Genomic DNA, 25,429 nt, shown 5'->3' on the forward strand with positions numbered 1-25,429 from the left:
CCCCACCGGGGCACCATTGCGGTAACCGCTCGCTTTTTCGGTAACCGCTCGCTCCGCCGAGGAGGGCCCATGTCACCGCGCGCCGCCAAGCCGGCCCACAGGGACGCCGTGCACCACCCCGTCTTCGCCCGCTTCTACGCACGTCACAGCGTGGCCGCCGAGCCCGTCATCTCCGTACACCGCAAGGAACTGCTCGCCGGGCTCTCCGGTCGGGTCATCGAGGTCGGCGCGGGCAACGGCCTGAACTTCGCGCACTATCCGCGCGAGGTCGCCGAGGTCGTCGCTATCGAACCGGAGCGCATCCTGCGGAAGTTGGCCGTCTCCGCGGCTCTGCGCGCCGACGTGCCCGTCGATGTGGTGCCGGGCGCCGCCGAGGCGCTGCCCGTCAAGAGCGAGGCGTTCGACGCGGCCGTCGTGTCCCTGGTGCTGTGCAGTGTGCGCGATGTGCCGCGGGCGCTCGGCGAGTTGCGCCGGGTCCTTCGCCCCGGCGGCGAGCTGCGGTTCTTCGAGCACGGACGGGCGCCGGGCGCGCTGATGGCGGCCGCCCAGCGCGTCCTGGACCGCACGGTGTGGCCACCGCTGTTCGGCGGCTGCCATGTCTCGCGCGACACACTGGGCCCGCTGCGCGAGGCGGGGTTCGAACTCGGCGCGTACCGCCATGTCCTCGTGCCGGCGAAGGGGCCGCGCCTGCCCAGTTCGTACTGCGTGATCGGCACGGCACGGCGTCCGGACCGCGAGGTGTAGGCAGCTCTGACGCGCCGCGGCGCGCGGACCTCACAGGCTCCACTGGCGCAGCTGCTCCGCGATGGCGTGGACGCTCGCGCCGTCCTCCTTCACCAGGCGGGCCAGGTCGCGCACCTGCTCGGGAGAGGTGACGACCTTCAGACCGCTGGAGACGAGATAGGCGTAGGCGACGGAGGAGGCGAAGAGCGCGTTGGAGCGTTCGAGGGCGGGGATGTGGAGCAGGACCTGGAGGAGGGCGGCCGCCCTGTCGTGGGGCGTTTCGTAGACGGGCATGCCGAATATCTCCGCCTCGTGTCTGCTGATGGCGGCGACGAGCGCGCCCCAGTCGGTGACCTGGGGGTCTCCGGGCGTCTTGTGTTCGGCGATCATCAGGAGCCAGGCAAGATCGATTCTGAGGTTCAACGGCTCAGCGACGGCCTTCTCGCTCGACACCGAACTCCTCGGCGAAGACCGACTCGTACTGCTTCATGAAGTCGGCGGCGGCCTCGACGAACGTGTGCCCGATTTCTCCCGCGTCCTGTTTGACGAGTTCCTCGATGTAGCGGTTCACGCTCATGCCACGGGCCAGCGCGCGCTCCCGCGCGGCCCGGGCGGTGTCCTCGTCCACCCGCACGTTCAGCTGAGTCTTCGCCATACCGTCAAGCTAGCGTCGGGGCGCTAGCACCACAAGGGGGCCAGGACCATGCCCCTTACATACGTCTCAGGGCCCACCCCAAGGGGGATTCCGGACACCCGGGACACCCCACTACTCTTCGCAAAACTACGGGAGTTGGAACGGCCACAACCCAGGAGGCGGCCTTGTCCACACCTGCTTCGGCACCGTCCACGGGCCACGCGGAGCCCACCGGGATCGCCGCGCGCGCCCGCGGCCTGACCAAGGCGTACGGCTCGGGCGAGACGACCGTGCTCGCCCTCGACTCGGTCGACGTGGACATCGCCCGCGAGCGCTTCACGGCCGTCATGGGGCCCTCAGGTTCGGGGAAGTCCACCCTCATGCACTGCCTGGCCGGGCTCGACAGCGTCTCGGCGGGTCAGGTGTGGCTCGGCGACACGGAGATCACGGGCCTCAAGGAACGCGAGCTGACCCGGCTGCGACGCGACCGCATCGGGTTCATGTTCCAGTCCTTCAACCTCATCCCCACGCTCGACGCCCTGGAGAACATCACACTCCCCATGGACATCGCGGGGCAGCGGCCCGACCGTGCGTGGCTGGAGCACGTCATCGACACCCTCGGGCTGCGGGACAGGCTCAAGCACCGCCCCGCGCAGCTGTCCGGCGGGCAGCAGCAGCGGGTGGCCTGCGCGCGGGCGCTCGCCGCCAAGCCCGAGCTGATCTTCGCCGACGAGCCGACGGGCAACCTCGACTCGCGGGCCGGCCTGGAGGTCCTCGGCTTCCTGCGCGACGCGGTCGACCAGCTCGGCCAGAGCGTGGTCATGGTGACCCACGACCCCGGCGCCGCCGCCCACTCCGACCTGGTCCTCTTCCTCGGCGACGGGCGGATCGTGGACGACATGGCGCGGCCGACGGCCGAAGCGGTGCTCGAACGCATGAAGCGGTTCGACGCCATGCACGCGGTGCCTCCCGCTCCGCGCGCGCCCGCCGAAGGCGCCGACCGCGCGACCGAGCAGAGCTGAGCCGGGGGCCGTCGTGCTGAAGGCGACGCTCAGGAGCTTCCTCGCGCACAAGGGCCGGCTCGTGCTCTCCGCACTCGCCGTCCTCCTCTCGGTCGCGTTCGTCGCGGGCAGCCTGATCTTCTCGGACACGGTGAACCGCACCTTCGACCGGCTCTTCGCCTCCACGTCGGCCGACGTGACGGTCGCTCCGAAGGACGACCTCGACGAAGCGGTGCCCTCGGGGCGGACGCCGACGGTGCCCGCGAGCCTCAAGGAGCGGGTGGCGAAGGTCGAAGGGGTCGCCGACGCGCACGTCGACGCGTCGGTCGACAACATCGTCGTCGTCGACGGCGACAACGAATCGGTGGGCCCGACCACCGGCGCGCCCACCATCGCCACCAACTGGTACCGCACGGACCGCAGCCCCGTGGAGCTCACCTCCGGCCACGCCCCGCGCGGCGCGGGCCAGGCCGTGCTCGACGCGGACACGGCCGACAAGAAGGACGTGGGGATCGGCGACACCCTCACCGTTCAGGCCCGCCCCGGCTCGTTCGAGGTCGAGGTCGTCGGCATCGCCACGTTCACCACCACCAACCCCGGCGCCGCCCTCGTCTTCCTGGACACGGAGACCGCCCAACGCGAGCTCCTCGGCTCGACGAAGGAGGCGACGAGCATCTCCGTGACCGCCGCCGAGGGCGTCGGCGACACGGAGCTCAAGCGCAGGATCGCCGCCGAACTGGGCTCCGGCTACGACTTCGAGACCGCCGACGAACAGGCCGAGTCCGCGGCGGAGCAGCTCGGCGGCTTCCTGGACGTCATCAAGTACGTGATGCTGGGCTTCGCCGGCATCGCCGTGCTCGTGGGCGTCTTCCTGATCGTCAACACCTTCTCGATGCTGATCGCCCAGCGCACCCGCGAACTGGGGCTCCTCCGGGCGCTCGGCGCCGACCGCAGGCAGGTGCGCCGCTCCGTGCTGACCGAGGCGCTGCTGCTCGGCCTGGTCGGCTCGACGCTGGGCCTGGCCGCCGGGATCGGTCTGGCCCTCGGCCTGATCGAGCTGATGGGCCTGTTCGGCATGAACCTGAAGTCGACGGAGATGGTCATCGGCTGGGCCACGCCCGTCGCCGCGTACGTCGTCGGGGTCGGCGTCACGTTCGTCGCCGCGTACCTGCCGGCCCGGCGGGCGGCTCAGGTCTCGCCGATGGCGGCGCTCGCCGACGCGGAAATCGCGGGTGTGGGGCGGCCGTTGAAGGTGCGGGCCGTCGTGGGCTCCGTCGTCGCGGTGGCCGGCGCCGCCGCCCTCGTGGGCTGCGCGACCGCGCAGAAGACCGCGTCGGCGGCGTCCCTGCTCGGTCTCGGCGTCGTCCTCACCCTCGTCGCCACCGTGATCGCGGGACCGCTCCTGGTGCGTCCGGTGATCCGGGTCCTCGGCGGCGCGTTCCCCGCGGTCTTCGGTCCGATCGGCCGGATGAGCCAGCGCAACGCGCTGCGCAACCCGCGCCGCACGGGGGCCACGGCCGCCGCGCTGATGGTGGGGCTCGCCCTGGTCGGGGGCCTGTCGGTGGCGAGCGCCTCCATGACGAAGTCGTTCGACCGGCAGATCGACAAGACCCTCGGCGCGGACTTCGTCGTGCAGAACAGCAACTTCATGCCCTTCTCCTCCGAGATCGTCGACAAGGTCGAGGACACCGAGGGCGCCGGGCTCGTCGTACGCCAGCGCTTCACGCCGGTCGAACTGACGCTGCCCGACGGCAAGAACGTCGAGTCGACCGCCGCGGGCTACGACGCGGGGCTCGACGACGTCGCCAACATCTCGTACGCACAGGGGAGTTCACGCGCCGCGCTGGCTCCCGGGCGCATCGGCATGGACCAGGACTTCGCCGAGAAGCACGAGGTGCGGCTCGGGGACGCGCTGCCCGTGCGGTTCCCCGGCGGCCGCACGGCGAAGCTGACGGTCGCCGCGCTCACCGACGAGGAGTCCCCCGAGGGCTTCGGTGTCGAGGGCGGGCTCTTCATGGGCCTCGGCACGGTCGAGAAGTACGTGCCGGGCGGCCAGGACTCCGCGCTGTACGTCAACGCGGCCTCCGGCACGGACGCGCAGGCGCTGCGCGCGAGCCTGGAGAAGACGCTCGATCCGTATCCGCAGGTGCAGGTGCGCGACCAGGCCGACTACAAGGAGCTGATCCGGCAGCAGATCGCCGTGATGCTCTATCTCGTCTACGCGCTGCTCGGCCTCGCGATCGTCATCGCGGTGCTCGGCGTGGTCAACACCCTTGCCCTGTCGGTCGTGGAGCGCACCCGGGAGATCGGGCTGCTGCGCGCGATCGGGCTCGGGCGACGCCAGCTGCGCCGCATGATCCGTCTGGAGTCGGTGGTGATCGCCGTGTTCGGGGCGCTGCTCGGCCTCGCGCTCGGTCTGGTCTGGGGCGTCGCCGTGCAGCAGGTCCTCGCGCTGCAGGGCATGAAGGAGCTGGCGTTCCCCTGGACGACCGTCGTCGCGGTGGTGATCGGCTCGGTGGTGGTGGGCCTCGCGGCGGCGCTGCTGCCGGCGTTGCGCGCGTCACGCATGAACGTACTGGCGGCGATCGCGCACGAGTGATGGACTGACGGGCGGGACGTCCACGTGCACGAGACCGTCAAGTCTCCGACAGACGAGGAGAGTTCATGTCTCGCCCGTTCCGCTTCGGCGTCACCATGATGGCCCCTTCGACAGGCGATGAGTGGCGCGGGAAATGCCGCAGGGCCGAAGAGGTCGGCTACGACGTCATCCTGGTCGCCGACCACCTCGGCATGCCCGCCCCCTTCCCCTCGGTCGTCGCCGCGGCCGAGGCCACCGAACGCCCCCGGGTCGGCACCTGTGTCCTCAACGTCGGCTTCTGGAATCCCACCCTGCTCGCGCGCGAGGTGGCCACGACGGACGCGCTCACGGGCGGCCGCCTGGAACTGGGGCTCGGCACCGGATACGTCAAGGACGAACACGACCGCGCGGGCCTGCCCTTCGACTCACCGGGCAAGCGCGTGGCCCGTCTCCGGCGCACGATCGAGGAGTTGGACAAGCTCCTCGGCGCCGAGGACCACGCGCCCCGGCCGGTGCAGAAGCCGCGCCCGCCACTGCTGATCGGCGGCAACGGCGACCGCATGCTGGAACTGACCGCCGAGCACGCCGACATCGCGGCGTTCACCGGGGCACATGCGCGCACCGACGGCACGCTGTCCGTCCTGTCCCCCGACGATTTCGAGGAGCGCGTCGCCGCGTACCGCCGCTTCGCCGAGAACCGTGCCGAACCGGCCGAGATGAACCTCCTGATCCAGGTGGTCGAGGTGACCCGGGACCGCAGGGCCACCATCCGCCCCTCCCTCCACCTGATCCCTCACCTCACGGAGGACCAGGCCCTGGACCTGCCGATCCTGCTGATCGGCACGGTACGGGAGATGGCGGAGCAACTGCGCGTCCAGCGCGAGCGGTTCGGCTTCTCGAACATCACCGTGCTGGAGCCGGCGATGGAGGCGTTCGGCCCGGTCATCGAGGAGTTGAGCGGCAGTTGAGCGGCGCCCGACTGCGCTCGCGGGTGACCGCTCCCCTCCCCCCGTCCGCGCCCTGTCCACATCATGAAAATCCCGCGCGTCACGGCTCGCCCCGGTGCTGGGATGGCCCCATGGACGATCTCCGTATACGGGCCGCGACGCCCGCCGACCTCGACGCGGTGCTCGCCTTCTGGAAGGTGGCCGCCGAGGGCACCAGCATCAGCGACGACCGCTCCGGCGTGGAGCGGCTCGTCGACCGCGACCCCGAGGCCCTGATCCTCGCCGAGCGCGACGGCGACCTCGCGGGCACGGTCATCGCGGGCTTCGACGGCTGGCGCTGCCACCTCTACCGCCTCGCCGTCCACCCGGACCACCGCCGCAGGGGCGTGGGCTCCGCGCTGCTCGCCGCCGCGGAGGAGCGGTTCGTACGGCTCGGCGGGCGGCGCGGCGACGCGATGGTCCTGGACCGCAACGACCTCGCCCACCACACCTGGCGCGCGGCGGGCTACGCCCCCGAGCCGCAGTGGAGCCGCTGGGTGAAGCACCTCGCGGACTGACCCGGCCCCTCCCTCTGTCACGCGTTCGAGCCGTTTTGCTGGTCCTTTACCATGGACACACCATTCGTACCGACTGAAAGGTGTGAGCGTCCGCCCATGGGCGAGCCTCCCAGTACCCGACATCGCGCATTCCTCCCGGCCCTGCCCGATCATGGGACGGAGGTGACCCGATGACCGAAGTGCTCCTGCTCCTCGTGGCGCTCCTGCTCTGCCTGGCGTGTGGTGTCTTCGTCGCGGCGGAGTTCTCCCTCACGACGGTCGAGCGCAGCGAACTCGAGCGGGCCGTCGAGCGCGGCGAGCGCGGCGCCGCGGGCGCCCTCAAGGCCGTCAAGAACCTCACCTTCCAGCTCTCCGGGGCCCAGCTCGGCATCACGGTCACCAACCTGGTGGTCGGCATGCTCTCCGAACCGTCCATCGCCAAGCTGATCGCGGGACCGCTGCGCGGCCTCGGCGTCCCGGGCTCGGCGGCCTCCTCGGTGGCCCTGGTCATCGGCACCGCCCTGTCGACGGTCTTCCTGATGGTCATCGGTGAGCTGGTCCCCAAGAACTGGGCCATCTCCTCGCCGCTCGCCATCGCCAAGCGGGTGGCCACGCCGCAGCGCGTCTTCAGCGCCGCCTTCCGCCCGTTCATCGCCCATCTCAACAACACCGCGAACCGTTCGGTACGCCGCTTCGGCATGGAGCCCGCCGAGGAGCTGGCCTCCGCGCGCGGCCCCAAGGAGCTGGTGGCCCTCGCCCGCCACTCCGCCAAGGAGGGCTCGCTGGAGGCGGACACCGCCGAGCTGTTCGTACGCACGCTCAACCTCGCCGACCTCACCGCGGAGAACGTGATGACGCCGCGCGTCCAGGTCATGGCCCTCGACACGCACGCCACCTGTGAGGACGTCGCGAACGCCACGCGCGCGACCGGGCTCTCCCGCTTCCCCGTCTACCGCGGCAACCTCGACACGGTCGTCGGCGTCGCCCATATCAAGGACGTCCTCGCGGTGCCCGCCGAGCGCAGGCCCCGCGTGTCCGTCGCCGAGCTGATGCGGGAGCCCCTGCTCGTGCCGGAGACGCTGACCGTCGACCGGCTCCTCGACCGGCTCTCCGGCAAGCGCACGATGGCCGTGGTCATCGACGAGTACGGCGGCACCGCCGGGGTCGCGACCCTGGAGGACATCGTCGAGGAGGTCGTCGGCGAGGTGCGGGACGAGCACGACCCGCACGAGACGCCCGACATCGCCCACGCGGGCACCGACGACGACGGCCGCACCCTCTACTCCGCCGACGGCGCGGCGCGCACCGACCAGCTCGCGCGAGTCGGCCTGCGGGCGCCCGACGGCCCCTACGAGACGCTCGCCGGGCTCGTCGCCACGGAGCTCGGCCGCATCCCGGCCGTCGGCGACAGCGTCGAGGTGGGCGGCTGGCGGCTCGACGTCGTCGACGCCGCGGGGCGGCGCGCGGCCCGCGTCCTGCTGCACGCCCCGTCTGCCACCGACGCCCACGAGGAGGACGCCCGATGATCGCCGTCCAGTTGCTGATCGGCCTCGCGACGCTCGTCGTGAACGCCTTCTTCGTCGGTGCCGAGTTCGCGCTCATCTCCGTACGCCGCAGCCAGATAGAGCCGTACGCGGAGGACGGCGACAAGCGCGCCAAGAGCGTGCTCTGGGGCCTGCAGCACGTGTCCGCGCTGCTCGCCGCCGCGCAGCTCGGCATCACGCTGTGCACCCTCGTCCTCGGCATCGTCGCCGAGCCCGCCATCGCGCATCTGCTGGAGCCCGCGTTCGACGCGGTCGGGGTGCCGCACGGCCTGGTCCACCCGATCTCGTTCGTCATCGCGCTGACGCTGGCGACGTATCTGCACATGCTGCTCGGCGAGATGATCCCGAAGAACATCGCGCTCGCCGAGCCGGTGCGCTCGGCGCTGCTGCTCGGGCCGCCGCTGGTGGCGCTCGCGCGGGCGCTGCGCCCGGTGATCTTCGCGATCAACGCGTTCGCCAACGGCCTGCTGAAGCTGTTGCGCGTGGAGGTGAAGGACGAGGTGTCGGCGAGCTTCTCCGACGACGAACTCGCCCGGATGGTCAAGGACTCCTCGGACGCGGGCCTGATCGACGACCGCGCGCAGGAGCGGCTGCACGACGCGCTCGAACTGGGCCGCCGCCCGGTCAGGGACGTGGTCCTGCCCCTGGAGGACGTGGTCTACGCGCGCGTGGGCGTCACCCCGGAGCAGCTGGAGCAGCTCTCGGCCGAGTCCGGCTTCTCCCGCTTCCCCGTGGTCGACGACGGCCGCCGCATCGTCGGCTATCTGCACGTCAAGGACGCCCTCGACCGGGCGCCGCGGGATCTGCCGTTCCGGGTGCCGGACATGCGGAAGATCGCCCAGGTCCGTGAGGCCACGCCGCTGGACGACGTGCTGACCGCCATGCGGGGCAGCCGTACGCATGTGGCCGCGGTGCTCGGCTCGGACGGCAGGCTCGCGGGAATGGTCACGATGGAGGACGTGCTGCGGGAGCTGTTCGGCCAGCCTGTGTGACCGGACGGGGTCGGCCGGCCGGTGCGGGCGCACAGGTCGGCCGACCGCCGATGCCCGAGGCGGGTGTGCCGTGAGCCAACTCGTCCTGCGCGACGTGTCGTACGGACGTCCGGACCGGTCGTCCTGCGCGACGTGTCGTAGAGATGTCCGGACCGGCCCCTCCTTGAGCGGGTCTCGCTGCCGGTGCGGCCCGGCGTGCGAGTACGCGCCCGCCGAGGGCGAGGTGTCCGTCGTGGCCGACGGCGGCACGGTCGGTCTCCCCTCCCGCATCGGCCGTCTCCCCCAGGAGAACGAGCGCGACGACACGGAGCCGCCCCTCCTGGAGACCTTCGCCGCCGGGCTCGACGGGCTGCCCCTGGGACCACGCCGAGGCGCTGCTGTCCCTCGGCCTGTTCCGACCAGCCATCTCTCCCCCGCCCTGGTCGAGGAGCTCGTCGACTACGTGGGCGCGAGGTGGGGGGGCGGCGTCGCGGGGCCAGCCGTGTCACGGGGCTGGTCGCGGCCTCGCACGGCCTCACAGCACCGGCTTTCCCCCACCCGTCGCCGTCCTCGGGCTCTCCGTGATGCCGGGGCCCTGCGCGCCGGCCTCCGAGGCGCCGATCGCCGTCAGGACCGCGAGGAGCGCCGCCAGGCCCGCGGTGGCGAAGGCCGCGCCCCACGGGGCGTCCACGAGGTTCGTCGCGCCCGCCACCAGGACGGCGGCGAGGGCCTGCGCGAAGGTGCGGATCGCGCGTTCCGCGGTGGCCTTCCAGAAGGCTGCGGTCCACATGGCGGGCTCGCTCTCTCGTGACGACGGCTTGCCCTATGGCATACCGCCGTCACGCCCCACTGCCCAGATCCGCCGCGACGCCTCAGACCGCGGACGTGGCGGCGGCCCCGGCCGTGGCCAGGAGCGCCACCTCGTCCAGGACGCCGCCGACCTCCGCGGCGAGTTCGTCCGTGCCGAGGAACCGGCCGTCCGGGCCGACCCGGTCCTCGATGCCGGGGATCGAGAGGGACCGCTCCGTGGGCCGAAGGCTCACCCGTTCGAGTACCGGCCGGATCATCTCCAGCGCCGGGGCGCCGCCCGTCCCGCCCGCGCTGTAGCTGATCAGACCCACCGGCTTGTCCTGCCACTCCCGGTACAGGAAGTCGATCGCGTTCTTCAGCGGCGCGGTGAAGCCGCCGTTGTACATCGGCATCACGAAGACGAAGCAGTCCGCGGAGTCCACCGTCGCGCTCCAGTCCTTGGTGTGCTGGTGGACGTACCGGCCGTGGGAGGGGTACTCGGGCTCGTCGAGGAACGGCAGACCGACCTCGCCGAGATCGACGAGCCGGACGGCGAACTCCGAACGGGCGGCGGCGATTTCGGTGATCCAGGCCGCCAGCGGACGCCCCGCCGAGGTGGGGCGGGTGCTGGCGGAGAGGACGTGGAGACGAGGCATGGTGCCGATCCTTTACGGGTGGTCTCTTACGCGGTGGCCTTTTGCCGGGCGGCCTTTACGGGGTGGCCATTACGGGGTGGCGGCGTCGATGTGCGCGGTGGCGGCGCCGGACCCTCCAAGTGATTGACGTGTCATGCATCACCGTAGGACCGATGTGAATGACATGTCAACGAAGTCTTGGCTACGGTGGTCACGTGACCCAGGAACCCCGCTGGCTGACCGACCGCGAACAGCGCGCATGGCAGGCGTACCGCCGCATGTTCCTGCTCCTCAACGCCCGGCTGTCGCGCGACCTCAGCCGCCAGAGCGGCCTCTCCGAACCGGACTACGACGTGCTGTCCCACCTGGGCGCCGCCCCCGACCACCGCCGCCGCGTCAGCGAACTCGCGGACCGCATGCTCTGGTCCCGCAGCCGCCTCTCCCACCATCTGGCCCGCATGCAGCAGCGCGGCCTCGTCACGCGCGAGGGGTGCGAGACGGACGGCCGGGGCGCGGTCGTCGTCCTCACCGGGGAAGGGCTGCGGACCCTGGAAGCGGCGGCGGCGCCGCACGTGGAGTCCGTGCGCAGGCACTTCATCGACCTGCTGACCCCCGAGCAGATCGAGGCGTTCGCCGAGGTCGGCGAGACGGTGGTGGCGCACCTCACCGACGACCAGGCCAAGTGACACCCCGCCGCTCCCTCTCCCGGCGGGATACGATCGCTCCCGCCATGCAGATGAATGCCAACTACACCAGTCTCGTCGCGGTCGGCGACTCCTTCACCGAGGGCATGTCGGACCTGCTGCCCGACGGCAGTTACCGCGGCTGGGCCGACCTCCTCGCCGAACGGATGGCGGCACAGAGCCCCGGCTTCCGCTACGCGAACCTCGCGGTGCGCGGCAAGCTCATCGGGCAGATCGTCGCCGAGCAGGTCGACGTCGCCGCCGCGCTGCAGGCCGACGTGGTCACCCTGGTGGGCGGGCTCAACGACACGCTGCGCCCCAAGTGCGACATGAACCGGCTGCGCGACCTGCTCGACGAGGCCGTCGAGCGCCTGGCCCCCTCCTGCAAGCAGCTGGTCCTGATGCGCAGTCCCGGCCGCAACGGCCCGGTGATGGAGCGGTTCCGCCCGCGCATGGAGGAGCTCTTCGCGCACATCGACGACCTCGCGGCACGGCATGGCGCGGTGGTCGTGGACCTCTACGGCACGGCCGTCCTCGGCGATCAGCGCCTGTGGGACGTCGACCGCCTCCACCTCACGGCCGAGGGGCACCGCAGGGTCGCCGAGGGTGTGTGGCAGGAGCTCGGTCACCCCCCGCAGGACGACTGGCGGAGTCCACTGCCGACGGCGGTGCCCCCGCGCTGGGTCAGCCGCCGCATCGCGGACGCCCGCTTCGCCAAACAGCACCTCGCACCGTGGATCGGCCGCCGCCTGACGGGCCGCTCCTCGGGGGACAACATCTTCCCCATGCCGGTCCCGTACTGGGACAAGGCGGTGTGCGAGACGCACTGCGAGCAGATCGAGTGCTACGGATCCTGGGGCCGTCGCTGGACCGACAGGGCGCCCGTCGCGTTCCCCCACGCACACCGGGCGGTCGGACCCGGCGATCAGTGCGTGCTCTGCGCCGACGGGACCGCCTGAGGGGCGCCCGGCCGGAACAGCTCCGTCACCGGGCCGCGCCCCGGAAATCGGCGCTGGTCATGCCGGACAGCGAGGACGACGGGGCGCCGCCAGGCGGGACGACGGTGGACCTGGCGGCGGGGACAGCGGTCGTACGGATCCCGCGCTCGGGACGGTAGGAGCTCAGCCGCGAGCCCGCCCACCGAAGTCTCCGTGCGCACCGCACGCCCGCACCGTCCCTCACATGACCGGAACTACGCCTCTTGATACGTCATGTGACGCATTGACCCCACAATGCGATCGCGGTTGCATGTTTGTGGTCCTCCGGTGGGGAATCGGAGGGGAGACCATGTCCCAAGTGGGGGGAATATGAGGGGAAACACGAACCGGAGCACCACCGGACGTGCCAGACGCATGCCGGCCGCCGTGAGCGCGGGGGTCGCCGCCTGCACGATCACGGCGGTGTTATCCGGAGCCGCCTCGGCCGCGCCCGCGGCCGTGGGCGCGAGCGGGACCGACGTCGTGCGGATCAGCGTCGCGGCCGACGGCACCCAGGGGGACGACAACTCCTCCGGCGCCTCGATCACGCCCGACGGCCACACCATCGTCTTCTCGTCGTCGGCGAAGAACCTCACGCCGGACACCTCGACGGGAGGCGACAAGGTGTTCGTCCGTGACCAACGGACGGACCGGACCACGCGGATGGGGCACCTGAGCCCGCTGCAGCCCCCGGTGATCAGCGACAACGGCGAGCACGTCGCCTACCCGGTGCAGTGGATGAACGGCGACCGGATTCGCCAGTACGAGGTCAGCACGGGAAGGACGATCACCGCCAACTGCTCGCTCTTCACGTGCAACCAGCCGTCGCTGAGCGCCGACGGCCGCTACGTCGCCCATATCAGCCTCTCCTACCGGCAGCAGACGTACGGCCAGCGCGTCCAGGTCGAGGACTGGGACACCGCCGGGGTGGCGACCGTCGCCACGTTCGACCACACCGTCCCGTCCCATCCGTCCCTCAGCGGCGACGGCCGTCGTGTCGCCTACCAGAACGGCAAGACGAAGGACGTCTTCCTGTGGGACCGCACCGACGGCACCACCTCCGGCCCGCTCGAGGGCCCGACTGCGGAGGCGTCCGTCGTCCAGCTCAGTGACGACGGCAGCAAGGTCGTCTACCTCTCGGGCTCCGACACCTACGTCCACGACGTGAGCTCGGGCACCGCCCAACTGGTCCCGGACGTACGGGGCGTGGCCATCGATCCCACCGGCCGCTATCTCCTGCACACCCCGCACGACGCGACGGGACCGTCGACGCTCACGCTGCGCGACCTGCAGACGGGAACCGACGTGACCGTCTCGGACCGGCCCGCCTCGGCCGAGACCGACGCGGTCAGCGCCGGAGGCCGCGAGGTGGTCTTCCACTCCGCCGCCGACGACATCGTCCCCGGCGACACCAACGGCAAGTCGGACGTCTACGTCCGCCGCTTCTCCTGACCGTCCCGCTGAATCGCCACACGGCGGTCCCGCTCGCCGAGTGCGGGGCCGTCGCCTGGACGATGCTCCAACGGTCCGGGCGTTCCAGGCTGTAGGGACGGTCAAAGTGCAGGTCGGAGGCCAGGTAAACTCCGTGCACGTGACTGCTGCGCCTGCAAAGCCCCGTATCCCGAACGTCCTCGCCGGACGTTATGCCTCCGCCGAGCTCGCCACCCTCTGGTCGCCCGAGCAGAAGGTGAAGCTGGAGCGTCAGCTCTGGCTTGCCGTGCTGCGTGCGCAGAAGGACCTCGGGATCGAGGTTCCGGACGCCGCCATCGCCGACTACGAGCGCGTCCTCGACCAGGTCGACCTGGCCTCCATCGCCGAGCGCGAGAAGGTCACGCGCCACGACGTGAAGGCCCGCATCGAGGAGTTCAACGCCCTCGCCGGGCACGAGCACGTCCACAAGGGCATGACCTCGCGCGACCTGACCGAGAACGTGGAGCAGCTGCAGATCCGGCTCTCCCTGGAGCTGATCCGCTCCCGTACCGTCGCCGTTCTCGCCCGGCTCGGCAGGCTCTCCGGTGAGTACGCCGAGCTGGTCATGGCGGGCCGCTCCCACAACGTCGCCGCGCAGGCGACGACCCTGGGCAAGCGCTTCGCGACCGGGGCCGACGAGCTCCTCGTCGCCTACCGCCGCCTCGACGAACTGATCGGCCGCTACCCGCTGCGCGGCATCAAGGGACCGGTCGGCACCGCCCAGGACATGCTCGACCTGCTCGGCGGCGACGCCGACAAGCTCACCGAGCTGGAGGGCCGCATCGCCGGTCACCTCGGCTTCGACCGCGCCTTCACCTCCGTCGGCCAGGTCTACCCGCGCTCGCTCGACTACGACGTCGTCACCACCCTGGTGCAGGTCGCGGCCGCGCCGTCCTCGCTCGCCAAGACGATCCGTCTGATGGCCGGGCACGAGCTCGTCACCGAGGGCTTCAAGCCGGGCCAGGTCGGCTCGTCCGCGATGCCGCACAAGATGAACACCCGCTCCTGCGAGCGCGTCAACGGCCTCACCGTCATCCTGCGCGGCTACGCCTCGATGACCGGCGAGCTCGCGGGCGACCAGTGGAACGAGGGCGACGTCTCCTGCTCGGTGGTCCGCCGGGTCGCCCTGCCCGACGCGTTCTTCGCGCTCGACGGCCTCCTGGAGACCTTCCTGACGGTTCTCGACGAGTTCGGCGCCTTCCCCGCGGTCGTGGCGCGCGAGCTGGACCGTTATCTGCCGTTCCTCGCCACCACCAAGGTCCTGATGGCCTCGGTGCGCGCGGGCGTCGGCCGCGAGGAGGCCCACGAGGCCATCAAGGAGAACGCGGTCGCCTCCGCGCTCGCCATGCGCGAGCAGGGCGCCGAGCGCAACGAACTGCTCGACAAGCTCGCCGCGGACGAGCGCATCCCGCTGGACCGGGCGCAGCTGGACGAGCTGATGGCCGACAAGCTGTCGTTCACCGGTGCCGCCAGCGACCAGGTCGCCACCGTCGTCGCGCAGATCGAGGCGCTCCTCAAGGAGCACCCCGAGGCCGCCGCCTACACGCCGGGCGCGATTCTCTAGCGCCGCGACAGCGACGTACGTACGCGCCTCGACAGCAACGCACGTACGCGTCGGCAGCGACGCACGAAGGCCCCGGAGCAACCCACTCGCTTCGGGGCCTTCGCATGTCCTGCGGACGCGCTACAGACCCACGTCACGGCTCCGGTAGTCCTCCAGCGATTCGCGGCGGACCAGCAGCCGCGCGTGCCCGTCGACCACCGCGACCACGGGCGGGCGGCCGACCAGGTTGTAGCCGGAGGCCATCGACAGGTGGTACGCGCCGGCGACCGGGACGGCGAGCAGGTCCCCGGGGCGTACGTCGCCGGGCAGCGGGACGTCCGGGGCGAGGACGTCGCCCGCCTCGCAGTGCCGTCCGACGACCGTCACCGGCGCGGGCTCCGCCGTGGAGTGCCGGCCGACCAGGCGGGGCACGTACCGCACGCCGTAGAGCGCGGGCCTGGGGTTGTCGCTCATCCCGCCGTCCACCGCGACGAACGTCCGCTCGCCGGTCCGCTTGACCGCGAGGACCCGGTAGAGCGCCACCCCCGCCGGGCCCGCGATGGCGCGCCCCGGCTCCACGACGAGGCGCGGCACGCTCAGGCCCGCCGCCGCACAGCCCTCGACCAGCTCGGCGCGCACCTTGCGGGCGAGGGCGGCGATGTCGAGGGAGGCCTCACCGGGGCGGTACGCGATGCCGTGCCCGCCGCCGAGGTCCAGTTCGGGGAGGGTGATCCCGTGCTGGTCCTTGATCCGCGCCATCAGGCCGACCATGCGCCGCACGGCACACAGGAACGGCTTCTCCGTGGTGATCTGCGAACCGAGGTGGCAGTGCAGGCCCACCAGTTCGAGCGTGGGCTGCCCGAGGACGCGGGCGACGGCGTGCTGGGCCGAGCCGTCCGTGAGGGACAGGCCGAACTTCTGGTCGTCGGTGCCCGTCCTGATCTTGGCGTGCCCGCCGGCCGCGATGCCGGGCACCACCCGGACCATCACCTTCTGCCGGCTGCCCGTCGGCACGGCCGCGGCGAGGCGGGCGATCTCAGAGGCGCTGTCGATGACGATCCGGCCGACCCCGAGCCGGAGCGCGGCCCGCAGGTCGTCCGGGCTCTTGGCGTTGCCGTGCAGCACGATGCGCTCCGCGGGGAAGCCCGTGGTGACGGCGAGTTCCAGCTCACCGGCCGAGCAGACGTCCAGGCCGAGACCCTCCTCGTCCACCCAGTGCGCCATGGCGCGGCACAGGAACGCCTTGGCGGCGTACAGGACGTCGGCTTCCGGGAAGGCGCGCAGGTAGGCGCGGCAGCGGGCGCGTACGTCGCTCTCGTCGATGAGGTACGCGGGGGTGCCGAAGCGCTCGGCGATCCCGGTCAGCGGCACCCCGCCGACGGCGAGGTCGCCGTGGGCGAGCCGGGTGGTGGAGGAGGGCCACACGGACAGTTCGGCCGGTTCCACGTCGGGCGGGGCGGCGGCGCGGTCTCCTGAGGGGCCGCTCCTCGCATCCGGTGCGGAGTGGGGCGGAGGGGGCTCATGGTTCGAGTGGTTCGGACGGTCCGGGTGGTCCGGGTGGTTCGGGTGCTTCGGGTGGTCCAGGTGGTCCAGGTGGGGCGAACGGAGCGGGGCGTCCGTCGCGGCAGGGCTCTGCGGCGGGACCGGACCTGCGTGCAGTGTGGTCATGACGGGTTCTCTCTTCGCCTCGACGTCAGCCGATCCACAGGGTCAGGGCGCCCGCCAGAGCGGCCACGCCGGTGACCCGCAGCGCGCCCACCGCCTGGGGGTCCCAGTCGCGCCAGGCGGCGCCGAACCGTTCGCGGGGGCCGACCGGCGGCGGGCCGACGGGGTGCGCGGCGAGTCGCGGGTCGACGGTGACCTCGCTGACGCCCAGCGGCGCGGTGAGGGACCGCAGGGCGGGCTCGGAGAGTCTGATCCAGGCCTGGCGGTCGCCGAGGGCGGCGCTCAGACGCTGCGGGGTGGTGAAGGCGACGGCGGTGCGCCCGCCGACGGGGGTGCGGAACAGGCGGGCCACACAGCCCGCGGGTCCCGGCCGGACGGGGACGAACAGCGGTCCGGCCGGGCCGGGTTCACAGGGCTCGGGGTCCTCGCCGCACAAGAGCTCTGCCATGGGGTTCCTCCAAAGGAGACGCATTCGGGCACCGCGGGCTCGCCCCGGAGCCTGCGGCATACGGTGACGTTATGCCCGGCACGCCGTGCCAACCGACCCTCCATGACGCGACGTTGACGCACACGCGCCCCGCCCTGACGCGATACTGGCGTCCACAGGCCCGTCCATCAGGGGCGCGTCAGGGCCGTCGGTGCACTCTTGAGCCGCCGGGCCCGGGCCAGTTGGATGACGGGCACGGCGGGAACCCGGTGTCGCGGCGGCCGCCACCCGCTCACGGTCCCGCCACCCGCTCACACCCCGCCGACCGCTCCGCCTCGTTTCACCCGAAGGTCGCACTCCCGTTGCCCTTCCACCGAGTCACCGGATGACCGGATGCCACCCGGTTCCACCCCGAAGGTCTCACTCCCGAGGAGCACCTGATGATCAAGCTGTCCCCGCACCGCCGGCCCGCCGCGCCCCGCTGGTTCGCCCCCGGGTCGCCCGGGCCCGCCTCGCTGCCCGAGCACGTCGAGGCGAGCGGCGTCGGCTCCTGGTGGGCCGACCGGGCCGAGGACCCGAGGGCCGTGGCGGTGGCGTGCGCGGGCCATGTGCTGCTCAGCGGTGATCCCGGCGGTGTCCGGCCTGACCTTCTCACCCCCTTCGCCCACAGCCACGTCGAGGCCCCCGCCCGCTTCCTGCCGGTGCTCGGCGCCGCCTTCGACCGCCTCGTACCGGCGGAGCGCATGGTGTACGTGCACTGCGAGCCGGTGGAGCCGCCGCGGCTGAAGCGGAGCGTGACCGTCCGCCGCCTGGAGCCCGCCGACGCCCCCGCGCTCGCCGCCCTCTCCCCCGAATCGACCTGGATCCACGCCAGTTGGGGCGGCCCGGAGGGGCTCGCAGCCTCCGGACACGGCTTTGCCGCGTTCGACAGGGATGGCAGCGTCGCCGCCGTGGCCTGCGGCTACTTCTCCGGTCGGACGTACGAGGACGTCGCGGTGCTCACCACGCCCGAGCGCCGCCGCGAGCGCCTCGGCCTCGCCTGCGTCACCGCCCTGTGCGCCGACATCGCCGCGCGCGGCCGCACCGCGAGCTGGTCCTGCGCCCGGGACAACAGGCCCAGCCGCCTACTGGCCTGGACGGCCGGTTTCCGCCTGCGGCGCGAATACGTCCAGTACGTCACGGGACACCCCGCGGCCCGGCCGCTCCCGGGCGTCCCGGCACCCGCGTCACCTGGGGCGCGGCGGATCACGTCGGCCTCGGAGCCCTCCCTCACGGGCCCCTAGCCGTCTGCCCGTTCGAGATCAAGGGTGTACGGAAGAGGGCAAGGTCACAGCCAGTTTTGGCACCGCGTGCCAGGGGTTCCGCCCTAGCATCGGGGCATGACGGTCCTGCCTGACGACGGGCTTTCACTGGCCGCCGAGTTCCCTGATGCGACCCATGAGCAATGGCAACGCCTGGTGGAAGGCGTGCTGCGCAAGTCGGGTAAGGACGTATCGGGCGCGGCTGCCGAGGAAGCGCTGTCCACCGCCCTCGAGGACGGGCTCACCACCCGCCCCCTGTACACCTCCCGTGACACCGCCCCCGATGTCGGACATCCCGGTTTCGCCCCCTTCGTACGGGGTGGCACGGCAGGCGGCAACGCGGCCACGGGCTGGGACGTCCGGCAGCGGCACGCGAGCACCGACCCCGCACGCACGAACGAGGCGGTACTCGGCGACCTGGAGAACGGCGTCACGTCGCTCTGGCTCGGCGTCGGCGCGAACGGCGTACCGGTGGCCGAGCTGGCCGCGGTACTGAAGGGGGTCTACCTCGACCTCGCCCCCGTCTCGCTCGACGCGGGCGCCGAATTCGCCCCGGCCGCCCGGGAATTGCTGCGTCTGTACGAGACGGCAGGCGTCACCAAGGACGCGGCGCGTGGCGCGCTCGGCGCGGACGTGCTCGGCCACGAGGCCCGCACCGGTGTGGAGTTGGACCCGGCCGAGGCCGTCGAGCTGGCGCGCCTCTGCGCCCGCGAGTACCCGGGCCTGCGCGCCCTCACGGTCGACGCGCTGCCCTACCACGAGGCCGGCGGCTCGGCCGCGCAGGAGCTCGGCGCCTCGCTCGCCACCGGCGTCGCCTACCTGCGGCAGCTGACCGAGGCCGGGCTCTCCGTCGAAGAGGCCTGCGCGCAACTCGAGTTCCGTTACGCGGCGACCGCCGACCAGTTCCTGACCATCGCCAAGTCCCGTGCCGCGCGCCGCCTGTGGGCCCGCGTCGCCGAGGTGTGCGGGGCCCCCGCCGCGGGGTCGCAGTACCAGCACGCGGTGACGTCGCCGGTGATGATGACCCGCCGCGACCCGTGGGTGAACATGCTGCGCACGACGGTGGCCTGCCTGGGCGCGGGCGTCGGAGGCGCCGACGCCGTCACGGTCCTGCCGTTCGACCACTCGCTGGGTCTGCCCGACGCGTTCGCGCGCCGCATCGCCCGCAACACCTCGACGATCCTGATCGAGGAGTCGCATCTGGCCCGGGTCATCGACCCTGCGGGCGGCTCCTGGTACGTGGAGCGGCTCACCGACGAACTCGCCCACGCGGGCTGGGAGTTCTTCCAGGAGATCGAGCGCGCGGGGGGCCAGGCGGCCGCGCTGCGCTCCGGAATGATCGGCGAGCGGCTCGCCGCCACCTGGGCCGAGCGCGGCAAGAAGCTCGCCAAGCGGCGCGAACCCATCACCGGCGTCAGCGAGTTCCCGCAGCTCACCGAGCGCGCCGTGGAGCGCGAGGCCGCCCCGGCAGCGCCGACCGGCGGCCTGCCGCGGGTCCGCCGCGACGAGGCGTACGAAGCGCTGCGCACCCGCTCGGACGCTCATCTCGCCGCGACCGGCGCGCGCCCGCGGGTCTTCCTCGCCGCGCTCGGTCCGGCCGCCGCGCACACCGCGCGCGCCACCTTCGCCGCCAACCTCTTCCAGGCGGGCGGCATCGAGCCCGTGCACGAGCCCGCGACGGTCGACGAGCAGAGCGTGGCCGGGGCGTTCGCGGCGAGCGGTGCGACCGTGGCGTGCCTGTGCTCCAGCGACGCGCTCTACGCCGAGCAGGCCGAGGCGGTCGCGCGGGCCCTCAAGGCGGCGGGCGCGCAGCGGGTGTTCCTCGCCGGGCGCGGTGAGTACGCCGACGTCGACGCGTACGTCCACGCGGGCTGCGACGCCGTCGCCACGCTCTCCTCCACCCTCGACCGCATGGGAGTGGCGTAATGCGGATCCCCGACTTCTCCTCCATCGACCTCGGCCCCGTCGAGGGCGCGCAGGGTTCGCCCGAGCAGTGGCGGACCGCCGTGAAGGAGTCCACCGGCAGGTCCGAGAGCGACCTGCTGTGGGAGACGCCCGAGGGCATCGCGGTCAAGCCGCTGTACACCGGGGCCGACCTGGAGGGCCTGGACTTCCTCGGGACGTATCCGGGCGTCGCGCCGTATCTGCGCGGCCCCTACCCGACGATGTACGTCAACCAGCCCTGGACGATCCGGCAGTACGCGGGATTCTCCACCGCCGAGGAGTCCAACGCCTTCTACCGCCGCAACCTCGCGGCCGGACAGAAGGGCCTGTCGGTCGCCTTCGACCTGCCCACCCACCGCGGCTACGACAGTGACCACCCGCGTGTGACGGGCGACGTCGGCATGGCGGGCGTCGCCATCGACTCGATCTACGACATGCGTCAGCTCTTCGACGGCATCCCGCTGGACAAGATGACGGTGTCGATGACGATGAACGGCGCGGTGCTGCCCGTCCTCGCGCTCTACATCGTGGCGGCCGAGGAACAGGGCGTACCGCCGGAGAAGTTGGCCGGGACCATCCAGAACGACATCCTCAAGGAGTTCATGGTCCGCAACACCTACATCTATCCGCCGAAGCCCTCGATGCGGATCATCTCCGACATCTTCGCGTACACCTCGCAGAAGATGCCGCGCTACAACTCCATCTCCATCTCCGGCTATCACATCCAGGAGGCGGGCGCGACGGCCGACCTGGAGCTGGCGTACACGCTCGCGGACGGTGTGGAGTACCTGCGCGCGGGGCGCGACGCGGGTCTGGACGTGGACGCGTTCGCGCCGCGGCTCTCGTTCTTCTGGGCGATCGGCATGAACTTCTTCATGGAGGTCGCCAAGCTCCGCGCGGCGCGCCTGCTGTGGGCGAAGCTCGTCAAGCAGTTCGACCCCCAGAACGCCAAGTCGCTCTCGCTGCGCACCCATTCGCAGACCTCGGGCTGGTCGCTGACCGCGCAGGACGTCTTCAACAACGTCACGCGCACCTGCGTCGAGGCGATGGCGGCGACGCAGGGCCACACCCAGTCGCTGCACACGAACGCCCTGGACGAGGCGCTCGCCCTGCCCACCGACTTCTCCGCGCGCATCGCCCGCAACACCCAGCTCCTGATCCAGCAGGAGTCGGGCACGACGCGCACGATCGACCCGTGGGGCGGCAGCGCGTACGTCGAGAAGCTGACGTACGACCTGGCACGCCGTGCCTGGCAGCACATCGAGGAGGTCGAGGCGGCGGGCGGCATGGCGCAGGCCATCGACGCCGGCATCCCGAAGCTGCGCGTCGAGGAGGCCGCGGCCCGCACGCAGGCCCGCATCGACTCCGGGCGCCAGCCCGTCATCGGCGTCAACAAGTACCGCGTGGACAGCGACGAGCAGATCGAGGTCCTCAAGGTCGACAACTCCTCGGTGCGCGCCCAGCAGATCGCCAAGCTGAAGCGGCTGCGCGAGGAGCGCGACGAGACGGTCTGCCAGGACGCCCTGCGCAAGCTCACCGCGGCCGCCCAGCGCGGCACCGGCCAGGGCCTGGAGGGCAACCTGCTGGCGCTCGCGGTCGACGCGGCCCGCGCGAAGGCCACGGTCGGTGAGATCTCCGACGCACTGGAGAGCGTGTACGGGCGGCACGCGGGCCAGATCCGTACGATCTCCGGTGTGTACCGCACCGAGGCAGGCCAGTCCCCGTCCGTCGAGCGCACCCGCACGCTCGTGGACTCCTTCGACGAGGCCGAGGGGCGCAGGCCCCGCATCCTGGTCGCCAAGATGGGCCAGGACGGTCACGACCGCGGCCAGAAGGTGATCGCCAGCGCCTTCGCCGACCTGGGCTTCGACGTGGACGTCGGCCCGCTGTTCCAGACGCCGGCGGAGGTCGCGCGCCAGGCCGTCGAGGCGGACGTGCACATCGTGGGCGTCTCCTCGCTGGCCGCCGGGCACCTGACCCTCGTACCGGCGCTGCGCGAGGAGCTCGCCGCCGAGGGCCGCGACGACATCATGATCGTCGTGGGCGGGGTCATCCCGCCGCAGGACGTGGACGCCCTCCACGAGGCGGGCGCCACCGCCGTCTTCCCGCCCGGCACGGTGATCCCGGACGCGGCGTACGACCTGGTGAAGCGACTGGCGGCCGATCTCGGCCACGAACTGTGAGCCGGTGAGCGCCGACCCCATGCCTGTGACGATCGACATCGACGCATATGTGAAGGGCGTCCTCGACGGGAAGCGCGCGTACGTCGCGCGCGCCATCACCCTCGTCGAGTCGACCCGGCCGCAGCACCGCGCGCTGGCGCAGCGGTTGCTCACCGAACTGCTGCCGCACAGCGGGCAGGCGCGGCGGGTCGGCATCAGTGGCGTGCCCGGCGTCGGCAAGTCCACGTTCATCGACGCGCTCGGCACGATGCTCACCTCGCTGGGGCACCGGGTCGCGGTGCTCGCGGTCGACCCGTCGTCCACGCGCACGGGCGGCTCCATCCTGGGCGACAAGACCAGGATGGAGCGGCTCTCGCTGGATCCGGCCGCTTTCGTACGTCCGTCTCCTTCCGCCGGGACGCTCGGCGGGGTCGCCAAGGCGACCCGGGAGTCGATCGTGGTGATGGAGGCGGCGGGGTACGACGTGGTGCTCGTGGAGACCGTGGGCGTGGGCCAGTCGGAGACGGCGGTCGCGAACATGGTCGACACGTTCCTGCTGCTGACCCTCGCCCGCACCGGCGACCAGCTGCAGGGCATCAAGAAGGGCGTCCTGGAGCTGGCGGACGTGATCACGGTCAACAAGGCGGACGGCCCGCACGAGCGGGACGCGCGCTCGGCGGCACGTGAACTCGCGGGCGCCCTGCGCCTGATGCACCCCGCGGACGCCGCCTGGACCCCGCCGGTCCTCACCTGCAGTGCCCGTGAGTCGAGCGGCCTCGACACGCTCTGGGAGCGCGTCGAGCAGCACCGCGCCCTGCTCGACTCGACGGGCCGCCTCGCCGACAAGCGCCGCGACCAGCAGGTCGACTGGACCTGGTCGATGGTGCGGGACGAGCTGCTCGGGCGGCTGCGCGCGCACGCGGATGTGCAGCGGGTCGCCCCTGACCTCGAACAGCGCGTCCGGGAGGGCACGTTGACGGCGACGTCCGCCGCCGAACAGATCCTCGACGCGTTCCAGGGCGACCGCCCCTGACCGCACCCCCGCAAACGGAGCCAACGGAGCCACCCGCACCATGAACGTCACGCACGACGCCCCCGGCGATCCCTCTGCCGACTCCCCCGTCCTGCTCCGCCGCGAAGGTCACGCGGGGCACATCGTCCTGAACCGGCCCCGGGCCATCAACGCCCTGAACCAGACCATGGTCCGGATCATGCATGAGGCTCTCGACGCGTGGGAGCGGGACGCGTCGGTGGCGACGGTGGTGATCACCGGCGCCGGGGAGCGGGGACTGTGCGCGGGCGGCGACATCCGTTCCATCCACGACGACGTGCGCGCGGGGCGCCCGGAGGCGACGGCGGCGTTCTGGCGCGAGGAGTACCGGCTCAACGCCCGTATCGCCGCCTTCCCCAAGCCGTACGTCGCCGTCATGGACGGGATCGTGATGGGCGGGGGCGTGGGTGTCTCGGCGCACGGCGACGTACGGGTGGTCACCGAGCGCTCCCGGGTCGCGATGCCCGAGACCGGCATCGGCCTCGTGCCCGACGTGGGCGGCACCTATCTGCTCACCCGCACCCCCGGTGAGCTCGGCACCCATCTCGCGCTGACGGGCGGGGCGGTGGGCGCGGGCGACGCGCTGCTGTGCGGCCTCGCCGACCACTACGTCCCGTCCGAGCGGCTGCGGGAGTTCACCGCCGCGCTCGCCGGCACGAACGCGCCGCACGCCGTGCGGGAGTACGCGACCGCGGCGCCGGAGGGTGAACTGGCCGAGCGCCGCGGGTGGATCGACCACTGCTATGCGGCGGACTCCGTCGAGGACATCGTCGACCGGCTCCACGCGTCCGGGGACCGGCATGCGAAGGAAGCCGCGGAGACGATCCTCGCGAAGTCCCCGACCGCTCTCAAGGCCACGCTCGCCGCGCTGCGCCGGGCACGGGAACTGCCGTCCCTGGAGGCGGTCCTGGAGCAGGAGTACCGCGTCTCCTGTGCCGCGCTCGCCGCGCCGGACCTCGCCGAGGGGATCCGCGCCCAGGTGGTGGACAAGGACCGCAGGCCGCGCTGGTCCCCCGCGGAGCTGGCGCAGGTGACGGAGGCGGACGTGGCCCGCTTCTTCGAGCCGGCGGCCTTCTGACGGGGCCGTCGGCGGGTCCTCCTGCAGAACCTCAGGTGGTCGGGTCGCCTCACGGCGGGTCGATCTCCGTGATCACGGCGAGGAGTTGGAAGGGCTGCTCCTTGTCCCACTGGGCGACGCCGAGGGCGATCCAGCGCCCGTCCACGTGCCACAGGTGCAGATCAGGCACGGCCGAGCACAACTGCGCCCACGGCTCCGGTATCTCCTCGCTTTCCTCGCCCTCCTCCCGCTCCTCGCTCCACTCCGCGCCCATCAGACGGTCGAAGAGGCTGCTGAGGCTGAACTTCTGTGGCGGGCCCCAGCGGTCGGCCAGGAGCAGGGTCAGGCCGTCGCGCTCGGCCTCGTACTGCTCCTCGGTCTCGTCCCTGCGGGTGCCGTCGTCCTCCCAGAAGGAGCCGCTCGTCAGTAACTCCGCGATGTGGTACCCGGGACCCTCGGAGCCGCACTGCGACCTGCCGTGCTCCGCGGGGAAGTCCCGGGAGCGCAGCAGGTCGATCGCGGCGAGATGCTGTGCGGTACTCATGACATCCAGTAAAGCGGGCGCCACTGACAACGCGTCATGTGCCGCGGGACCGGCCACCGGTTGTGACTGGGAGAGATGGTGGTCACTTGGGCGAGACGTCCGTAACTAGCCGGTTCTGCGGCGCGTTTCGCCTGGTCGTCGCCCGCTGGCGCGTGTCCTGGTGACAACATCGGAGCCCAGGCGGTGACAACCATCGCGCTCAACTCGACGCTCGACCCCAGGTCGCCGGGGGCGACGGTGACAGGTA

The 25,429-nt window shown here is 72.0% G+C and carries 24 protein-coding genes; 17 read left to right on the forward strand and 7 right to left on the reverse strand.

The features are described 5' to 3' along the window. Positions 1-69: 69 nt before the first annotated feature. Positions 70-744 carry a class I SAM-dependent methyltransferase gene (locus ACZ4D5_RS13495; protein WP_467772498.1) on the forward strand — a complete coding sequence of 225 codons (675 nt, stop codon included), beginning with the start codon at positions 70-72 and terminating at the stop codon, positions 742-744. A gap of 30 nt (positions 745-774) precedes the next feature. Here ACZ4D5_RS13495 and ACZ4D5_RS13500 read toward each other — a convergent pair whose 3' ends face one another. After that, positions 775-1,146: a fic family toxin-antitoxin system, toxin component gene (locus ACZ4D5_RS13500; RefSeq protein ID WP_467773020.1), complete on the reverse strand. Its 372-nt coding sequence runs from the start codon at positions 1,144-1,146 to the stop codon at positions 775-777. Between the two features lie 4 nt (positions 1,147-1,150). After that, positions 1,151-1,378, reverse strand: a complete 228-nt coding sequence (locus ACZ4D5_RS13505) for an antitoxin (RefSeq protein ID WP_467772499.1) — start codon at positions 1,376-1,378, stop codon at positions 1,151-1,153. A gap of 164 nt (positions 1,379-1,542) precedes the next feature. Between ACZ4D5_RS13505 and ACZ4D5_RS13510 the strand changes: the two genes are divergently transcribed. The 6 genes from ACZ4D5_RS13510 to ACZ4D5_RS13535 all read left to right on the forward strand — a co-directional run bounded on the left by ACZ4D5_RS13510 (position 1,543) and on the right by ACZ4D5_RS13535 (position 8,955). Further along, positions 1,543-2,379 carry an ABC transporter ATP-binding protein gene (locus ACZ4D5_RS13510; RefSeq protein WP_467772500.1) on the forward strand — a complete coding sequence of 279 codons (837 nt, stop codon included), beginning with the start codon at positions 1,543-1,545 and terminating at the stop codon, positions 2,377-2,379. 13 nt (positions 2,380-2,392) lie between these two features. Further along, positions 2,393-4,957: an ABC transporter permease gene (locus tag ACZ4D5_RS13515; RefSeq protein ID WP_467772501.1), complete on the forward strand. Its 2,565-nt coding sequence runs from the start codon at positions 2,393-2,395 to the stop codon at positions 4,955-4,957. Positions 4,958-5,022: 65 nt separating this feature from the next. Beyond that, positions 5,023-5,904: an LLM class F420-dependent oxidoreductase gene (locus tag ACZ4D5_RS13520; RefSeq protein ID WP_467772502.1), complete on the forward strand. Its 882-nt coding sequence runs from the start codon at positions 5,023-5,025 to the stop codon at positions 5,902-5,904. A 110-nt stretch (positions 5,905-6,014) separates the two neighbouring features. Next, complete coding sequence (locus tag ACZ4D5_RS13525; RefSeq protein ID WP_467772503.1) at positions 6,015-6,440, forward strand: GNAT family N-acetyltransferase; 426 nt, start codon at positions 6,015-6,017, stop codon at positions 6,438-6,440. Positions 6,441-6,610: 170 nt separating this feature from the next. Further along, entirely contained in the window at positions 6,611-7,945 is a 1,335-nt protein-coding gene (locus ACZ4D5_RS13530) for a hemolysin family protein (protein ID WP_467772504.1), read from the forward strand. Further along, positions 7,942-8,955 (forward strand): hemolysin family protein, encoded by a 1,014-nt coding sequence (locus ACZ4D5_RS13535; protein ID WP_467772505.1) that lies wholly within the window; start codon positions 7,942-7,944, stop codon positions 8,953-8,955. The genes ACZ4D5_RS13530 and ACZ4D5_RS13535 overlap by 4 nt, the downstream gene beginning before the upstream one ends. A 514-nt stretch (positions 8,956-9,469) precedes the next feature. Here the strand turns inward: ACZ4D5_RS13535 and ACZ4D5_RS13540 are convergent. Continuing rightward, positions 9,470-9,724, reverse strand: coding sequence for a holin (locus ACZ4D5_RS13540; protein ID WP_467772506.1), 255 nt, complete (start codon positions 9,722-9,724; stop codon positions 9,470-9,472). Positions 9,725-9,806: 82 nt separating this feature from the next. Beyond that, positions 9,807-10,379, reverse strand: coding sequence for an NADPH-dependent FMN reductase (locus ACZ4D5_RS13545; RefSeq protein WP_467772507.1), 573 nt, complete (start codon positions 10,377-10,379; stop codon positions 9,807-9,809). Positions 10,380-10,573: 194 nt separating this feature from the next. Here ACZ4D5_RS13545 and ACZ4D5_RS13550 point away from each other — a divergent pair, with 194 nt between their 5' ends. From ACZ4D5_RS13550 to purB, 5 genes are all read left to right on the forward strand, one after another. After that, entirely contained in the window at positions 10,574-11,044 is a 471-nt protein-coding gene (locus ACZ4D5_RS13550; RefSeq protein ID WP_467772508.1) for a MarR family winged helix-turn-helix transcriptional regulator, read from the forward strand. Between the two features lie 44 nt (positions 11,045-11,088). Further along, positions 11,089-12,000: an SGNH/GDSL hydrolase family protein gene (locus tag ACZ4D5_RS13555; RefSeq protein ID WP_467772509.1), complete on the forward strand. Its 912-nt coding sequence runs from the start codon at positions 11,089-11,091 to the stop codon at positions 11,998-12,000. Beyond that, positions 11,970-12,158 carry a DUF6191 domain-containing protein gene (locus ACZ4D5_RS13560; protein WP_467772510.1) on the forward strand — a complete coding sequence of 63 codons (189 nt, stop codon included), beginning with the start codon at positions 11,970-11,972 and terminating at the stop codon, positions 12,156-12,158. Before ACZ4D5_RS13555 ends, ACZ4D5_RS13560 begins: the two co-directional genes overlap by 31 nt. A gap of 235 nt (positions 12,159-12,393) precedes the next feature. Then, positions 12,394-13,470 (forward strand): WD40 repeat domain-containing protein, encoded by a 1,077-nt coding sequence (locus tag ACZ4D5_RS13565; protein ID WP_467772511.1) that lies wholly within the window; start codon positions 12,394-12,396, stop codon positions 13,468-13,470. A gap of 139 nt (positions 13,471-13,609) precedes the next feature. Beyond that, on the forward strand, positions 13,610-15,052 hold the full coding sequence (gene purB / locus ACZ4D5_RS13570) for an adenylosuccinate lyase (RefSeq protein WP_467772512.1): 1,443 nt from the start codon (positions 13,610-13,612) through the stop codon (positions 15,050-15,052). A gap of 120 nt (positions 15,053-15,172) precedes the next feature. Here purB and lysA read toward each other — a convergent pair whose 3' ends face one another. Both lysA and ACZ4D5_RS13580 read right to left on the reverse strand, forming a co-directional pair. Next, the gene (gene lysA / locus ACZ4D5_RS13575; protein WP_467772513.1) at positions 15,173-16,699 is read right to left on the reverse strand and encodes a diaminopimelate decarboxylase; all 1,527 of its coding nucleotides are present in this window, start codon (positions 16,697-16,699) and stop codon (positions 15,173-15,175) included. A gap of 25 nt (positions 16,700-16,724) precedes the next feature. Further along, on the reverse strand, positions 16,725-17,144 hold the full coding sequence (locus ACZ4D5_RS13580) for an SAV_915 family protein (RefSeq protein ID WP_467772514.1): 420 nt from the start codon (positions 17,142-17,144) through the stop codon (positions 16,725-16,727). A gap of 419 nt (positions 17,145-17,563) precedes the next feature. On the opposite strand from ACZ4D5_RS13580, the gene ACZ4D5_RS13585 reads away from it, so the two are divergent. The 5 genes from ACZ4D5_RS13585 (at position 17,564) to ACZ4D5_RS13605 (ending at position 24,659) form a co-directional block, all read left to right on the forward strand. Then, entirely contained in the window at positions 17,564-18,406 is an 843-nt protein-coding gene (locus ACZ4D5_RS13585; RefSeq protein WP_467772515.1) for a GNAT family N-acetyltransferase, read from the forward strand. A gap of 96 nt (positions 18,407-18,502) precedes the next feature. After that, the gene (mutA, locus tag ACZ4D5_RS13590) at positions 18,503-20,350 is read left to right on the forward strand and encodes a methylmalonyl-CoA mutase small subunit (protein ID WP_467772516.1); all 1,848 of its coding nucleotides are present in this window, start codon (positions 18,503-18,505) and stop codon (positions 20,348-20,350) included. Further along, a complete protein-coding gene (gene scpA / locus ACZ4D5_RS13595; protein WP_467772517.1) occupies positions 20,350-22,551 on the forward strand; it encodes a methylmalonyl-CoA mutase in 2,202 nt (733 codons plus the stop codon). Before mutA ends, scpA begins: the two co-directional genes overlap by 1 nt. Positions 22,552-22,570: 19 nt before the next feature. Then, positions 22,571-23,563, forward strand: a complete 993-nt coding sequence (gene meaB / locus ACZ4D5_RS13600) for a methylmalonyl Co-A mutase-associated GTPase MeaB (RefSeq protein ID WP_467773021.1) — start codon at positions 22,571-22,573, stop codon at positions 23,561-23,563. A 40-nt stretch (positions 23,564-23,603) separates the two neighbouring features. Beyond that, positions 23,604-24,659: an enoyl-CoA hydratase/isomerase family protein gene (locus ACZ4D5_RS13605; RefSeq protein WP_467772518.1), complete on the forward strand. Its 1,056-nt coding sequence runs from the start codon at positions 23,604-23,606 to the stop codon at positions 24,657-24,659. Positions 24,660-24,708: 49 nt separating this feature from the next. Here the strand turns inward: ACZ4D5_RS13605 and ACZ4D5_RS13610 are convergent, their stop codons facing one another. Continuing rightward, positions 24,709-25,182, reverse strand: a complete 474-nt coding sequence (locus ACZ4D5_RS13610; protein WP_467772519.1) for a hypothetical protein — start codon at positions 25,180-25,182, stop codon at positions 24,709-24,711. Between the last annotated feature and the right edge of the window lie 247 nt (positions 25,183-25,429).

Source organism: Streptomyces sp. NPDC025651, assembly GCF_055558735.1.

Coding starts and splice junctions, on each gene's coding strand:
- mutA (WP_467772516.1), top strand. CDS start 18,503: ATGACGGTCCTGCCTGACGACGGGCTTTCACTGGCCGCCGAGTTCCCT.
- ACZ4D5_RS13565 (WP_467772511.1), top strand. CDS start 12,394: ATGCCGGCCGCCGTGAGCGCGGGGGTCGCCGCCTGCACGATCACGGCG.
- ACZ4D5_RS13535 (WP_467772505.1), top strand. CDS start 7,942: ATGATCGCCGTCCAGTTGCTGATCGGCCTCGCGACGCTCGTCGTGAAC.
- lysA (WP_467772513.1), bottom strand. CDS start 16,699: ATGACCACACTGCACGCAGGTCCGGTCCCGCCGCAGAGCCCTGCCGCG.
- ACZ4D5_RS13610 (WP_467772519.1), bottom strand. CDS start 25,182: ATGAGTACCGCACAGCATCTCGCCGCGATCGACCTGCTGCGCTCCCGG.
- ACZ4D5_RS13495 (WP_467772498.1), top strand. CDS start 70: ATGTCACCGCGCGCCGCCAAGCCGGCCCACAGGGACGCCGTGCACCAC.
- scpA (WP_467772517.1), top strand. CDS start 20,350: ATGCGGATCCCCGACTTCTCCTCCATCGACCTCGGCCCCGTCGAGGGC.
- ACZ4D5_RS13525 (WP_467772503.1), top strand. CDS start 6,015: ATGGACGATCTCCGTATACGGGCCGCGACGCCCGCCGACCTCGACGCG.
- ACZ4D5_RS13545 (WP_467772507.1), bottom strand. CDS start 10,379: ATGCCTCGTCTCCACGTCCTCTCCGCCAGCACCCGCCCCACCTCGGCG.
- ACZ4D5_RS13530 (WP_467772504.1), top strand. CDS start 6,611: ATGACCGAAGTGCTCCTGCTCCTCGTGGCGCTCCTGCTCTGCCTGGCG.
- ACZ4D5_RS13520 (WP_467772502.1), top strand. CDS start 5,023: ATGTCTCGCCCGTTCCGCTTCGGCGTCACCATGATGGCCCCTTCGACA.
- ACZ4D5_RS13505 (WP_467772499.1), bottom strand. CDS start 1,378: ATGGCGAAGACTCAGCTGAACGTGCGGGTGGACGAGGACACCGCCCGG.
- ACZ4D5_RS13585 (WP_467772515.1), top strand. CDS start 17,564: ATGATCAAGCTGTCCCCGCACCGCCGGCCCGCCGCGCCCCGCTGGTTC.
- ACZ4D5_RS13540 (WP_467772506.1), bottom strand. CDS start 9,724: ATGTGGACCGCAGCCTTCTGGAAGGCCACCGCGGAACGCGCGATCCGC.
- ACZ4D5_RS13605 (WP_467772518.1), top strand. CDS start 23,604: ATGAACGTCACGCACGACGCCCCCGGCGATCCCTCTGCCGACTCCCCC.
- ACZ4D5_RS13555 (WP_467772509.1), top strand. CDS start 11,089: ATGCAGATGAATGCCAACTACACCAGTCTCGTCGCGGTCGGCGACTCC.
- ACZ4D5_RS13580 (WP_467772514.1), bottom strand. CDS start 17,144: ATGGCAGAGCTCTTGTGCGGCGAGGACCCCGAGCCCTGTGAACCCGGC.
- meaB (WP_467773021.1), top strand. CDS start 22,571: ATGCCTGTGACGATCGACATCGACGCATATGTGAAGGGCGTCCTCGAC.